The sequence below is a fragment of the Anaerophilus nitritigenes genome, from assembly GCF_004138215.1.
Classification (GTDB): domain Bacteria; phylum Bacillota; class Clostridia; order Peptostreptococcales; family Thermotaleaceae; genus Anaerophilus; species Anaerophilus nitritogenes.
The window spans coordinates 19,301-32,836 of the sequence record NZ_RYYS01000074.1 but is presented as its reverse complement, the minus strand read 5'-3'; the positions used below and the strand labels follow the sequence as shown (position 1 = coordinate 32,836).

At 28.9% G+C, this 13,536-nt stretch carries 13 protein-coding genes, 1 rRNA gene and 1 other annotated feature; of the genes, 9 read left to right on the top strand and 5 right to left on the bottom strand.

Going from position 1 to position 13,536, the window contains the following annotated elements:
- Positions 1-155: 155 nt before the first annotated feature.
- The 5 genes from rrf (at position 156) to EK368_RS11670 (ending at position 5,858) form a co-directional block, all read left to right on the top strand.
- Positions 156-272: ribosomal RNA gene (gene rrf / locus EK368_RS11690) — 5S ribosomal RNA — on the top strand.
- Between the two features lie 224 nt (positions 273-496).
- Positions 497-1,003 (top strand): thioredoxin family protein, encoded by a 507-nt coding sequence (locus EK368_RS11685; RefSeq protein ID WP_129599923.1) that lies wholly within the window; start codon positions 497-499, stop codon positions 1,001-1,003.
- A gap of 213 nt (positions 1,004-1,216) precedes the next feature.
- On the top strand, positions 1,217-3,568 hold the full coding sequence (gene nrdJ / locus EK368_RS11680; RefSeq protein WP_165000434.1) for a ribonucleoside-triphosphate reductase, adenosylcobalamin-dependent: 2,352 nt from the start codon (positions 1,217-1,219) through the stop codon (positions 3,566-3,568).
- 256 nt (positions 3,569-3,824) lie between these two features.
- The gene (locus EK368_RS11675; RefSeq protein ID WP_243109413.1) at positions 3,825-4,307 is read left to right on the top strand and encodes a hypothetical protein; all 483 of its coding nucleotides are present in this window, start codon (positions 3,825-3,827) and stop codon (positions 4,305-4,307) included.
- 276 nt (positions 4,308-4,583) lie between these two features.
- Positions 4,584-5,858 (top strand): ArsB/NhaD family transporter, encoded by a 1,275-nt coding sequence (locus EK368_RS11670; protein WP_129599917.1) that lies wholly within the window; start codon positions 4,584-4,586, stop codon positions 5,856-5,858.
- A 25-nt stretch (positions 5,859-5,883) separates the two neighbouring features.
- Here the strand turns inward: EK368_RS11670 and EK368_RS11665 are convergent, their stop codons facing one another.
- Positions 5,884-7,089: a SpoIIE family protein phosphatase gene (locus EK368_RS11665; protein WP_129599915.1), complete on the bottom strand. Its 1,206-nt coding sequence runs from the start codon at positions 7,087-7,089 to the stop codon at positions 5,884-5,886.
- Positions 7,090-7,279: 190 nt separating this feature from the next.
- Positions 7,280-7,502 (top strand) — a binding site (T-box leader).
- Positions 7,503-7,543: 41 nt separating this feature from the next.
- On the opposite strand from EK368_RS11665, the gene asnS reads away from it, so the two are divergent.
- Genes asnS through EK368_RS11650 form a run of 3 tightly spaced genes read left to right on the top strand, consistent with a single transcriptional unit; the run spans position 7,544 to position 9,828 of the window.
- Positions 7,544-8,935 carry an asparagine--tRNA ligase gene (gene asnS, locus EK368_RS11660; RefSeq protein WP_129599913.1) on the top strand — a complete coding sequence of 464 codons (1,392 nt, stop codon included), beginning with the start codon at positions 7,544-7,546 and terminating at the stop codon, positions 8,933-8,935.
- An 18-nt stretch (positions 8,936-8,953) separates the two neighbouring features.
- Complete coding sequence (locus EK368_RS11655; RefSeq protein ID WP_129599911.1) at positions 8,954-9,376, top strand: nucleoside recognition domain-containing protein; 423 nt, start codon at positions 8,954-8,956, stop codon at positions 9,374-9,376.
- The gene (locus tag EK368_RS11650) at positions 9,373-9,828 is read left to right on the top strand and encodes a nucleoside recognition domain-containing protein (RefSeq protein ID WP_129599909.1); all 456 of its coding nucleotides are present in this window, start codon (positions 9,373-9,375) and stop codon (positions 9,826-9,828) included. The genes EK368_RS11655 and EK368_RS11650 overlap by 4 nt, the downstream gene beginning before the upstream one ends.
- Positions 9,829-9,842: 14 nt before the next feature.
- On the opposite strand, the gene EK368_RS11645 is transcribed toward EK368_RS11650, so the two are convergent.
- On the bottom strand, positions 9,843-10,355 hold the full coding sequence (locus EK368_RS11645) for a ferritin (protein WP_129599907.1): 513 nt from the start codon (positions 10,353-10,355) through the stop codon (positions 9,843-9,845).
- A gap of 213 nt (positions 10,356-10,568) precedes the next feature.
- Between EK368_RS11645 and EK368_RS11640 the strand changes: the two genes are divergently transcribed.
- Positions 10,569-10,940 (top strand): VOC family protein, encoded by a 372-nt coding sequence (locus tag EK368_RS11640; protein WP_129599905.1) that lies wholly within the window; start codon positions 10,569-10,571, stop codon positions 10,938-10,940.
- Between the two features lie 22 nt (positions 10,941-10,962).
- On the opposite strand, the gene EK368_RS11635 is transcribed toward EK368_RS11640, so the two are convergent.
- From EK368_RS11635 to EK368_RS11625, 3 genes are all read right to left on the bottom strand, one after another.
- The gene (locus EK368_RS11635; RefSeq protein ID WP_129599903.1) at positions 10,963-11,394 is read right to left on the bottom strand and encodes a C-type lectin-like domain-containing protein; all 432 of its coding nucleotides are present in this window, start codon (positions 11,392-11,394) and stop codon (positions 10,963-10,965) included.
- 175 nt (positions 11,395-11,569) lie between these two features.
- On the bottom strand, positions 11,570-12,034 hold the full coding sequence (locus EK368_RS11630) for a DsrE/DsrF/DrsH-like family protein (RefSeq protein ID WP_129599927.1): 465 nt from the start codon (positions 12,032-12,034) through the stop codon (positions 11,570-11,572).
- A gap of 80 nt (positions 12,035-12,114) precedes the next feature.
- A complete protein-coding gene (locus EK368_RS11625) occupies positions 12,115-13,449 on the bottom strand; it encodes an aminotransferase class V-fold PLP-dependent enzyme (protein ID WP_129599901.1) in 1,335 nt (444 codons plus the stop codon).
- Positions 13,450-13,536: the final 87 nt, after the last annotated feature.

Below are 13,536 nucleotides of genomic sequence, written 5' to 3'. Positions count from 1 at the left end.
TAGGGTGTAAGGGCAGCAATGTCTTTAGCTGATAGGTACTAATAGGTCGAGGACTTGACCAGACTTTGCATTGTTCAATTTTGAAGGTATATATTATTAGTTGTATTATTGTTTCTTAAAAGATCTATAGAATAGACATAATAGAAGATAAATTATCTAGTGACAATAGCGAAGGAGTTATACCTGTTCCCATACCGAACACAGAAGTTAAGCCCTTCAGCGCTGATGGTACTTGAGCGGTAGCGCTCTGGGAGAGTAGGTCGTTGCTAGATAATTTTTTTTGTTTTAAAAAACAGAAATATTAAACGAAATGAAGAAATTTTGTTGCTCACATGATTGGTCATTCTAAAAAGTATTCTTTTACATATATATAAATTAAACCTTAATATAATTTTAAAAGTTTCCTTAAAAAATAAAATGTTATTGTAGGGAAAGACACAGGGATTGTTCCATCATATTGTTTTTATATGGATGAAGGAAATAAGGGGGAGATCTAATGGATTTACGAGAACTTTTCCAAAGAGGAATTTCTTTTATAGACTTTGTGAATCAAGACAAAGATACCTATAAAGAAAAAACGTTAGAAATATATAATCATATTAAAATAGATGAAGACATTTTAGAAGTAATAGGATCAATTCATCATATAGTTCATATTTTAGTCTTTGCAGAGATATGGTGCCCTGATTGTATGATTAATGTACCTGCAGTACAAGCAATATCAGATTATAATTCAAATTTCAACATATCCATTGTATCCAGAGAGGGAAATGAAAGTTATATGGAAAATTATAAAGTCAATGGAAAAGCGAAAATTCCTACTTTTGTTATTATGGATGATCAATTTAATGTATTAGGTACTTTTGTGGAACAACCTATAATGATAAAAGAGATTGAAGAAAAAGGGAAACAGGTAGAAATTATTGTTGCAAGAAGAAAATATAGAAAAGGTGAGTATATAAACGAATCTATAAAAGAAATACTAGAGATATTAAAAAAATAGATGGCTTTGAGCCATCTATTTTTTTGACAATGTAATATTTGGATGATACAATATATAGTGTATTGCGAAAGCTTGCATACTAAATAATGTGTATAAAAGAAAAAACATACTGAAAATAGAGATGTTTTTTGATTCTATAGAAAACGATATACTTCATCAATAAGTAGTATCAATAGAAATATAGGAATTTTTCTATGAAAGGAGAATTTTATAGTGCAGGTTATTAAGAGAAATAAAAAAATGGTTCCATTTGACTTGAAAAAAATTGTGAATGCTATTGAAAGAGCTATGTCAGAAACTAAAACAGGAGTAGATTCAAACTTAAGTAAAGAGATTGCTAATTTAATATATGAAAAAATCAAAAACCAAGAGAACCCTATCCATGTAGAAGAAATACAAGATGATGTAGAAGAGCTTTTGATGGCTAGTAATCGAAAAGATGTTGCAAAAACATACATAATTTATCGAGAAGAACATAACAAACTTAGAAAGATGAAAAAAATAAAAAAACATGGATTGTTAACAAATGAATTTATCAGTCAATATAAACACAGACTTTCTCCTATGAAGGAACTAGGAAATTTTGTATATTATAGAACCTATTCTAGATGGCTTCCGGAACAAAAAAGAAGGGAATATTGGTGGGAAACTGTAAAGCGTGCTGTTGAATATAATTGTAATCTTGTTCCTACTTCTAAAGAAGAAGCAGAAAAATTATATGATAATATTTACAATCTGAAACAATTTTTATCTGGAAGAACGTTTTGGGTAGGAAATACTACGGTAGCTCAAAATTATCCTATGGCAAATTATAATTGTGCATTTCTTATCATAGATTCTTTTGAGAGTTTTAAAGATCTTTTTTATCTTCTTATGATTGGATCAGGAGTAGGAGTTAGAGTATTAAAAGAAGATATAAAAACTCTTCCAAAGGTTCGTATAGATTATGAAATCATTCATAAGGATTATACAGCTACACCTATTTTAGGAAGAGAAGATTGTACAAGCTTAAAATTTTCTCACAATCATACTGTTAAAATTACAGTAGGAGATAGTAAAGAAGGTTGGACTCAAGCTTTAGATTTCTTTTTCAAATTAATTTATAGTAATGAATATAGGAACATAAAAACTATTATTGTAGATTATGATCATGTAAGACCAAAAGGAGAAAAATTAAAAGCTTTTGGAGGCACCGCTAGTGGTTATTCTAGTCTTAAAAATATGTTTGTAAAAATTGATAAAGTTTTAAAAAGAAATACAATAGAATATAATTATAAAAAAGTGAAACTAAAGCCTATTGATTGTTTAGACATTGCCAATATTATAGGAGAAAATGTAGTAGTAGGAGGAGTTAGACGTACTGCAGAGATGATTTTAATTGATCAAGATGATTATGAATCTATTGAAGCAAAATCTAACTTATATAAGCAAATTAAGGGGCAATGGATGGTAGATCAAGAAATTATTCATAGACAAATGAGCAATAATTCTATTTATTATACATCCAAGCCAACAAGAGAAAAATTACATTGGCAAATTGAAAAAATGAGATATTCAGGAGAACCAGGATGGGTCAATGCAGAGGCAGCTTCAAAGAGAAGATCAAATATGAATGGAGTAAATCCTTGTGGAGAAATATTACTAGATTCAAAAGGTCTTTGTAATCTTACAACTATTAATGTATATGCTTTTACAAAAGAAGATAATACATTAGATGTAGAAGCTTTAATAGAAGCACAGAGACTTTCTGTAAGAGCAGGATATAGAATGACTTGTGCTGAATTAGAACTTCCTAAATGGAATGATATACAACAAAGGGATAAGCTTGTAGGCTGTTCTTTAACAGGATGGCAGGATATGATTAATATAACAGGAATGAATAAAGAAGAGCAAGGGAAGATACTTAAAATTTTAAGGGAAGCTGCTCATGAAGAAGTACAAAAATATTCTAAGGAACTAGGACAAAATAAGCCTGCTTTAGTAACTACTGTAAAGCCTGAGGGAACACTTAGTCAACTTCCTATTGTATCTAGTGGAGTTCATTATTCTCATTCTCCATACTATATAAGGCGGATTCGAATTAGTGCAGATGATCCATTAGTAAAGGTATGTGAAGAATTAGAATATCCTGTGTTTCCTGAAGTAGGACAAGAATGGGATACTTGTTCTACAAAGGTTGTAGAATTTCCTGTGAAAGCTCCTTGTGGGAAAACTAAGTATGATGTTTCCGCAATTGACCAATTAGAGAATTACAGAATGTTTATGAAACATTATGTAGATCATAATTGCTCGATTACTGTTCATGTAAGAGAAAATGAATGGGAAAAAGTAGAACAATGGGTTTGGGATCATTGGGATGATGTGGTAGCACTCTCATTTTTATCTTTAGATGATAATTTTTATAAGTTGTTACCTTATGAAGCAATAGATGAAGAAGAATATGATAAAAGAGTACAAGAAATGCAACCTTTTATACCTTCTTTGATCAGAAAATATGAAAAAGAAGAGATAGATATAGATTTAGGAAATGAAGGATGTGAAGGGGGAATTTGCCCAATTCGATAAAATGAATTATTTCCACTTAAATCTTTTTGATACCAGTCTCTATTTGGAATTCTTGATTTAAATAAACTAATCCGTATATAATAATAAAATTTTTTTATTATATATACATTATAGATATTTGTATGAGTATGTTTTAACTATGGATGAATATGTAAATATATAAAAATGATTAATTTTTGCAATTGTACTTTTATAAAAACTGTATTATCATACAAGTACGGAGAATATTTCGAGTATTAAAAGGAGATGGATGGATGTGAGCCGAAAATTTATAAATGTAGAGGGTAATATTCATAAAATTAAGCTTCAGCAATTAGGAGCAAAGGTTGAGGTTATTCAAGGTATTATGTATTTTGTACAAATGGATATTGAAGATACAAATCTTAAATATGTCTATCATATTAATGATAAGGGAGATTATTTTATTCAGAGAAGAGCACCCTATCCTATTAATTTAGGTACGTATTCTTCTCATGAAGATGTTGTAAATATTATTAAACATGATATATTACAAATGAAGAATGCAAAAAGAAGTAAAAAATTTGATAAATTTATAGATATTAATAAAACACTTAATGAAATTGCTCAAAATTTTGAAGATTTATATTTATATTATAATGTGTCAGGTGTACAAGCTAAAAAATTTGATGAAAAAATTGAAGAGTTAAAAAAATTGATAAAAGAAACAAAAGATCAAAGTAAAAGAGTATATTTTGAAAAAGAACCAGATAGTATATAAAAATTTTTACAAATGCATAGCTATAAAATCAAAAAAATGAACTGCATAGATCGGTTCATTTTTTTGATTATTCAGTAAAGAATAAAAAAGTATAAAAATTTTATAGTAAATAGGATAAAAACAGATAAACTAAAAGATGTGATAAGATTTATAGATTTATTTAAAGGAGATAGGTATAAATTAGTAAAAAACATATAGAAAGAGCAAATATTACATTTTATTATTTGTGGAGAAAAGAATACAATGTATTCATTGCCATAAAGTAAAAAGGAGGGGATGGTATTGACACTATTTTTAACTGTATCAATTTTTATACTTACTTATGCAATAATCATATCAGAAAAAATTAATCGCATGACGATTTCTTTTTTTGGGGTTATTTTACTTGTATTGTTTCATGTAATCGATTTGAAATTTGCTTTTTCATCTATTGATTTTGATACGATTTCTTTATTAATTGGAATGATGATTATTGTAAATATTACAAAGAGAACAGGAGTTTTTCAGTATATAGCTATTCGTTCGGCAAAACTTGCAAAAGGAGATCCTTGGAAGATATTGTTGATTTTATCTATTATTACAGCAGTTTCTTCTGCTTTATTAGATAATGTAACTACGGTTTTACTCATTGCACCTATTACTTTAGTTATGACAGAAGCATTAGAAATTAATCCTATTCCATTTATGTTTGCTCAAATTCTTTCAGCTAATATAGGAGGTACAGCTACTTTAATTGGTGATCCTCCAAATATTATGATTGGAAGTGAAACCGGATTAGGGTTTATGGACTTTGTATTGAATTTGCTTCCTGTAGTGATTGTTATTTTTATAAGTACATTGTTTTTATTAAAAAGAAGATATAAAGCTAGTCTTCATGTAGAAGAAAGATTAAAGAAAAAAATAATGAAAATGGATGAAAAATTGTCTCTAACAGATATTAAATTATTAAAAAAATCTATGGTTGTTTTAACATGCACCATTACTGGATTTGCTATACATCAATTTATAGGAATAGAAACGGCAACAGTTGCATTAGCAGGAGCGGCTATATTATTATTAATTAGTAATATAGACCCTGAAGAAATATTACATGAAGTAGAGTGGGTTACTATATTTTTCTTTGCATTTTTATTTATATTAGTAGCAGCTTTAGAAAATGTAGGTGTAATTGATTGGATTGCACATGGTATGGTAGCTTTAACAAAAGGAAATATTGTGTTTACAGCACTTTTGATATTATGGGTATCTGCTGTAGCATCTTCATTTTTAGATAACATTCCTTTTGTAGCAACGATGATTCCACTGATTAAAAGCATAGGTGCGCTATCACCTATGAATATAACTCCTCTATGGTGGGCATTAGCATTAGGAGCTTGTTTAGGAGGAAATGGAACAATGATTGGAGCATCTGCCAATGTAGTAGTAGCTGGAATATTAGAAAAACATAATCATAAAATTTCTTTCATACAGTATATGAAGGTTGCATTTCCTTTAATGATTTTATCTATTTGTATGGCCACTGTTTATCTATATGTTTTTTATTTAAACTAAAAGGAGCTGATTGTCAGCTCCTTAATTATTTAATCTCCATTCCTAAAATACATATATCATCTTCAAAATCTTTATCTTTTTTATATTGAGTAATGTCTTCATATATATTATGAATAAGAGAGAGAATATCTTTATCTTTATATCTTAATATAAAATCTTTTAAAGTGATTACATGATATGGATCATGATCTATGGATTCAGTGAGTCCATCTGTATAAAAAATAAGTTTATCTTTTGGCTTAAGCTCAATAGTTTCACTTTCAAAGTTTATATTTTCAAATACACCTAAAACAGTACTTCCAGCTGTATTTAATTCTATATATTCATGGTTTCGAATTAAGATAGGATAAGGATGACCACATCGTATATAGGTGAATTGATGAGTTTTTATATTATAAACTCCATAAAGAGCTGTTAAGTACATAGTTGTACCAATATTCATTAATTTTTTGTTTAAATAGCTCATGAGTACTGCAGGGTGATTAAATAAATATTTTCCAGTTTCCATAATAGCTTTTACCATGGCAGTAACCATGGCAGCAGGAACCCCATGACCAGATATATCACTCAAAAAAATTCCTAAATTATCTTCATCAATTTTGATAAAATCATACAAATCTCCACCAATTTCTTCAAGAGGTTGATAAATAGAAGTTAATGAGATACCTTCTATTTCTGGTAATTTTTTAGGAATTAAATTTTGTTGAACATTTTTTGCAAGAGAAAGTTCTTCTTTTAGACGTTTATGATAAGATTCTATCATTTTATTTCTTTCTCTTAATTTTTTCTTGCTGATTTCTATTTGAGTAATGTCATCTAAAATAACCATAACCATATTTTCTTCATTAAAAGTAAGATGTTTTGTAGTAAATTGAAAATATTTTTGTATGAATTGATTGTTTATATAAAAATCTCTATGGACTACATTTTTAAAAGTAGGAGTTTTTTCTTTAAATGCTTTGATAATAGATTTTCGAATTAAGCATTGATCACAATTGCTAGTAGAACCGCATTTTTTTTTCTCTTCTATTGTATATTTACAACCTATAACATTTCCACAAAGTTTACCAAGGATTTGATCTTCTTTTTTATTAAATAATGTTTGAAAAGGTTCATTAAATTGTTGAACTTCTATATTTTTATCTACTAAAAAAATAGCAGAAGTGATATTTTCAAAGATTGTATTTAAAAAAAAGTTGGAATCTTTTAGTTCTTTTAAAGATACTTTCATAGAATCACCTCAAAGAAACTTTTTATTCATTGTAACATATAAAATAAAAAGAATGTAAAAATTTTAGATATAAAAAAGGGAAATAAGATGAATTGTAGAATCAAAGAATATAGATTTACAAAGTTTTGGGTAAAATAGTTTTGACAGATGATTTTCTAAATATTATAATATCAATAATGAACAAATATAGATAAATACAAGGACGAGAAGAGTACATATAAGATAAAGTTATAGCGAGTCAGTGATGGTGGAAGGCTGATACCATGCTTATATGGAAGAACATCTCTGAGTTTCTAACCAAAATCCATGAGAAAGTAGGCTTAGACGGAATCAGACCGTTAGAACTGAAAACCAAGTTGGCTAAAATTTAGCAATTAGGGTGGTACCGCGAATAAAAACCTTTCGTCCCTTTCATAAGACGAAGGTTTTTTGTATTAAATAAGGAGGTAAAAATATGAAAACAACTTTAGTAAGAGATATTTATAAAGATTATGAAAAATTCAAGGATCAAGAAGTAATCATTGCAGGTTGGATCAGAACGTTAAGAGCATCTAAAGCTTTTGGATTTATTGAAGTAAACGATGGAACTTTCTTTAAAAATGTTCAAGTAGTTTTTGAAGAAGGACTAGAGAACTTTTCAGAAATATCAAAGCTTAGTATTAGTTCGTCTATTATTGTAACAGGAAAGATTGTACTTACACCAGATGCAAAACAGCCCTTTGAAATTAAGGCAACGAATATTTTAGTAGAAGGAAATTCAGATCGCGATTATCCTCTTCAAAAGAAAAGACATAGTTTAGAATTTTTAAGAAGTATTGCACATTTAAGATTAAGAAGTAATACTTTTTCAGCAGTATTTCGTGTACGTTCTATAGCAGCTTTTGCAATTCATAAATTTTTCCAAGAAAAAGGATTTGTATATGCACATACTCCTATTATTACAGGAAGTGACTGTGAAGGAGCAGGAGAGATGTTTAGGGTATCTACTATAGGTTTTGATAATATTCCGAGAAATGAAGATGGAAAAGTAGATTATAAAGAGGATTTTTTTGGAAAAGAAACAAATCTTACAGTAAGTGGTCAATTAGAAGCAGAGGCTTATGCACTAGCTTTTAGAAATGTATATACATTTGGACCTACCTTTAGAGCAGAAAATTCTAATACAGCAAGACATGCAGCTGAGTTTTGGATGATAGAGCCTGAAATTGCATTTGCAGATTTAGAAGATGATATGGATCTAGCAGAAGAGATGATGAAATATGTTATGAAATATGTAATGGAAAATGCTTCTGAGGAAATGAAATTTTTCAATCAATTTATAGATAAAGGATTATTAGAAAGATTAAATCACATTATAAATTCTAACTTTGAAAGAGTAACCTATACAAAAGCTGTAGAATTATTAAAAGAATCAGGTCAAAAGTTTGAGTACGATGTAGAATGGGGTTGTGATCTTCAAACAGAGCATGAAAGATATTTAACAGAGAAAATATTTAAAAAACCTACATTTGTAACAAATTATCCAAAAGAAATAAAAGCTTTTTATATGAGAATGAATGATGATCAAAAAACTGTTGCAGCTATGGATCTTTTAGTACCAGGAGTAGGTGAAATTATAGGAGGAAGTCAAAGGGAAGAAAGAATAGATATACTAGAAAGTAGAATGGATGAGATGAATCTTCCTAAAGAAGATTATTGGTGGTATTTAGAGCTTAGAAAGTATGGAGGAACCAAACATGCAGGTTTTGGATTAGGCTTTGAGAGACTGATTATGTATATTACAGGAATAAGTAATATAAGAGATGTAATTGCTTTCCCTAGAACTGCTAATTATGCAGAATTTTAGAGAATAAGGGGTGGGGATATGCTGGAGTCTATTAAAGAGGGAATTAAAAAAGGAATAGAGACAACTTGGATGCTAGGTAAAATTATTATCCCTGTATATTTATTTATAACTATATTAAAACACACACCAGTTCTTAATTATATTGCTAAAGTATTTAGTCCATTAATGGGATTATTTAAGCTTCCAGGAGAAGCAGCTATTGTATTAGTATTAGGTAATAGTTTAAACTTATATGCTGCTATTGGTGCAATTAAAGCCATAGATCTTACTCCCATGGAGATAACTACTTTAGCAGTAATGCTTTCTTTTTCACATTCTTTATTTATGGAAACGGCTGTTGTAAAACAATTAAAAGTCAATGTGATAAAAGTAATTTTACTTAGAGTAGGACTTGCTGTAGGAGTAGGAATGGTTATAGGACAGGTAGGTGCGTGGATATGATGATGATTTTAAAAGAAGGAATTATAGGAAGTTTAAAATCCGTATATACTATTGCAGTCATTGTAATTCCTTTGATGGTCATTTTGCAGTTGGCAAAAGATTATCATATATTAAATAAAATTGCAGAAAAGTTTACATTTATTACAAAATTATTTTCTATTTCAAAAGAAGCTATTGTACCTCTATTAGTAGGACTTATTTTTGGTATATCTTATGGAGCAGGAGTAATTATTCAAAGTTCTAAGGAAGGAAATCTTACAAAAGTAGATTTAGTTCTTCTTATTACTTTTTTAGTAACTTGTCATGCAATATTTGAGGATACATTAGTATTTGTAGCAGTAGGTGCAAATGGATATATTTTATTAGGATTGAGACTCTTTATGGCTATTCTAATTACGTATCTTCTATCTAAAAGATTATCTCAAAAAATATCTATACAAACAAAAGAGTAAGGATCTTTCGATCCTTACTCTTTTGTTGTTGGTGGAGTAAAAGTTCTTTGAGAAAGTTCTGTATCTAACATGTAAAGGGCATTGCTATTTTCACTAATTCTTTCTAATTTTTTTACAAGACTTCCAAAGGTTGATTCTTCTTCTACTTGTTCATCAATAAACCATTTTAAAAAGCTAATGGTAGCATGTTCTTTTTCTTTTGTAGCTAGATCTGTAAGATCATAGATTCTTTGTGTTACTATTTTTTCATGTGCGAGTCCTTTTTTAAAAACGTCTAAAATAGATTCATATTCATTTTCAGGATATTCAAAAGAAGAAATATTTACACGACCTCCCATTTCTGATATATAATTAAATATTTTCATAGCATGAAATCTTTCTTCTTCTGCTTGAACAATAAAGAAGTTTGAAAATCCATCTAAATCTTCTGAAGCACAAAAACCTGCCATCGCTAAATATACATGAGCAGAATAAAACTCATAATTCATTTGATCATTTAATACTTTCATTAATTGTTCACTAATCATAGTAAACCCCTCCTCTTTATAATAAGAATTAAAAAACTACTTGAGATTATATTATTTTAAATTTTATCTATATTTATTATGGTACCACAAAAAATAATTTTCAAACAATAATTTACTATTTTTAAAATATTATACATATTAAGAGTACAAAGAACTTGACAAAAAAATATAAAAATGGCAATATAGAATAAATTTAGAAAGAAGGTGTATGATATGGAATTTACTTTTCATCATAATAATATCAATGTTTTAGATCTTCAAAAGAGTATTGATTTTTATAAAGATGCATTAGGTTTGGTAGAGACAAAAAGAAAAGAAGCACAAGATGGAAGTTTTATTTTGGTTTTTCTAGGAGATGAAAAAACTTCTCATAAAATTGAATTGACTTGGTTAAGAGATCGAACAAAACCTTATAATCTAGGAGATAATGAAATCCATCTGGCATTTACTACAGATGATTATGAAAAAGCTTATGATCATCATGAAAAAATGGGATGTATTTGCTTTGAAAATAAAGAGATGGGACTATATTTTATCAATGACCCAGATGGATATTGGATCGAAATTCTCCCAGAGAAAAGATAAGACAGGCATGGCCTGTCTTAATTTATCCGATCATTCTGTGTTCATTTTCTTTTGAATAGATTCCTAGCATATAATAAGAGACAGGTTTTAAAAAATATTTCTCCTTTGGAATTTGTTCTTTTATAAATTCTGCAATGAATGAACTTTCTAAATCACTGCTAATCATAACCAAAGGAAGATGTCCACCGTATCCTCTTTTTTGACATTCTATAGGAGTTAGAATTTGACACTCATCTTGAAGTTTTTCTTCCTTTAGAATAAAAAGTACTTCTTTGACATCACTTGTTTTAATATATTGGATATAATCCTCGTAAAAAGCATCAAAAGATTTTTTGTTTGTTCTTCTTAACCAACTACCATACTTTTTTACTCTACCATTGTGGATACATTTATCTTTTTTGGGAATGCCTAATGCATTAAGATGGTCTTCATACATTTTTTTTGTGATTTTCATTTTAATACCCCCAGTGAAACATTCTTTTATAACATAAACCTACTTAATATTTTCTTTAAAGGTATCAAGATTCCTCTAAGAAAAGAAAAATAGTCAGAATTTTCGTTCGACCACATTTTTTGTAGAAGACTCACTTTTTGTTAAAGGGTATAGGAATGAAGTATATTTTGTAAATTTAGATAAATAATTGAATATCTGAGTTTAGTGCATCTTCTATATACTCTTTTGCAGTCATGACTTTTACTTGAGGAAGAAGCTCTTCAATTTGAAAACCCATAATTTCCATAGAAAGTTTACATCCATAAAATTTAACACCTTTTTTTATAGCACCATTTAAAAAGGCTGTTAGAGAAGGTGCATCTTCATCTTCCATCATAGAAAGAAGCATTTGCTTTCCTATTCCACTAAAGTTCATTTTGGATAAAGGAAGATCCTCAGGACTTTTTGGTGTCATAGCCGCAAACATTTTTTCATAACTCGTTTTATCTTCTGTGCTCATTTTTTGTGGATCCCTTAATAACAGAAGTCCCCAAAATGCAAAAAATAGTGTTACATCGATTTCCATCTCTCTTGCGGTATTGGCTAGGATCATGGCAGCCAGTGCTTTATCGTAGTCTCCACTAAATATAAGTAAACTCATTTTTTTCAATGATTCAAACTCCTCTCTATAAAATATAATTTTATTTTTAGCTTAACCTATTTTCTCAAAAAAAAACCTCCTTAAATGGAGGTAAGAAAATCTTTATATTTTTTTATATAAAGATCTCTATTTTTAGAAATTTTTTTAAGCATATCAATGAGTACATCAATTTCATCATAGTCATTATAAAGACCAAAGCTAATTCGAACCATTCCAGGATGGAGAATAAAAGGATCTTTAATTCTTTTTTCAATATCTTCTTTTGAAAGACCTAAAAGATTTTGAATATAAGGTTGAGCACAAAAACAACCATTGCGTACAGCAATACCTGCTTCACAAGATAATATATATGCTAGTAGGTTATGTGGAATTTTTTCCATATTAAAAGAAACAATACTAATCCGCTCTTCATAATCTGCATCTCCGTAAATTTTGATATAAGGAATATTTTTTAATTGTTTTAAAGTATATCGAATTAAGCTTCTTTCATATTTTTCTATATGATCCATACCAATTTGAGAAAGAGTTTGTATAGCAGCAGCCAAAGCAATGACTCCCATGAGATTAGGAGTTCCAGATTCTTCTTTAGAAGGAGGCAGACCCCATTTAATAAAGTCATGTGTAACCATATCTACAGTACCTCCTCCAGGATACTCAGGAGAGCCTTTTTCAAAGGTATCCTTGGGACCGATTAATACACCACTACCAAAAGGAGCATACATCTTATGAGCAGAAAAAACAACATAATCAATATTTTCTAGGGGATGAGATCCTTTCATAGAAAAGGGAGCGTGGGGAATGAGTTGAGCACCATCTACTAATATTTTTGCTCCATATAAATGAGATAATTTTGCTATTTCGTGTATAGGATTTTTATATCCTGTTACATTAGAAGCTCCTGTAATAGTCACTAATGCTACTTTATTTTTATATTTTTCAAGCTTATTTCTTAGATCTTCTAAAGAAAGCTTTCCTGATTCATTAACTTGAATATAATCTATGTCATAGTGACTTCTCCACGGAAGGTCATTAGAATGATGTTCCATATAAGTAGATAATACAACTTTTTTTTCACCACATAGACGATAAGAAAGTTTATTTATGGCTTCTGTAGTATTTTTAACAAAAATAATAGTATCTTTTTTTTCATCAGCGTCTACAAAATTTCCAATGATACTTCTACATTTTTCATAAAGAGTAGAAGAAAATTGAGACTTATATCCTGTCCCTCTATGAATAGAAGAATACCATGGAGAAAAATTGATGATTTCATAAAGGGATGACCATAGAGGAGGTGTGGTAGCAGCATTATCAAAATTAATAGCTCTCTCCCATCTACCATTAGATAGGGGAATAAATGTATCTACACCAACAAAAAGATTTCTAAAGGGAGATTTTAAAATTTTTTCATTCAATAGATTTCACCCTCCTTACAGGACTTTACTAATCATTTTATGCATAGAAAGAGAAAAGAGTGAAATAAATTTAATTGAATAAATTAT

Bases quoted from the DNA above. Each gene is read 5' to 3' on its own strand.
- EK368_RS11655 (WP_129599911.1), top strand. From the start codon at position 8,954: ATGCTGGAGTCTATTAAAGAGGGAATTAAAAAAGGAATAGAGACAACT.
- EK368_RS11650 (WP_129599909.1), top strand. From the start codon at position 9,373: ATGATGATGATTTTAAAAGAAGGAATTATAGGAAGTTTAAAATCCGTA.
- EK368_RS11685 (WP_129599923.1), top strand. From the start codon at position 497: ATGGATTTACGAGAACTTTTCCAAAGAGGAATTTCTTTTATAGACTTT.
- EK368_RS11670 (WP_129599917.1), top strand. From the start codon at position 4,584: ATGGTATTGACACTATTTTTAACTGTATCAATTTTTATACTTACTTAT.
- EK368_RS11645 (WP_129599907.1), bottom strand. From the start codon at position 10,355: ATGATTAGTGAACAATTAATGAAAGTATTAAATGATCAAATGAATTAT.
- EK368_RS11635 (WP_129599903.1), bottom strand. From the start codon at position 11,394: ATGAAAATCACAAAAAAAATGTATGAAGACCATCTTAATGCATTAGGC.
- EK368_RS11630 (WP_129599927.1), bottom strand. From the start codon at position 12,034: ATGAGTTTACTTATATTTAGTGGAGACTACGATAAAGCACTGGCTGCC.
- EK368_RS11665 (WP_129599915.1), bottom strand. From the start codon at position 7,089: ATGAAAGTATCTTTAAAAGAACTAAAAGATTCCAACTTTTTTTTAAAT.
- asnS (WP_129599913.1), top strand. From the start codon at position 7,544: ATGAAAACAACTTTAGTAAGAGATATTTATAAAGATTATGAAAAATTC.
- EK368_RS11640 (WP_129599905.1), top strand. From the start codon at position 10,569: ATGGAATTTACTTTTCATCATAATAATATCAATGTTTTAGATCTTCAA.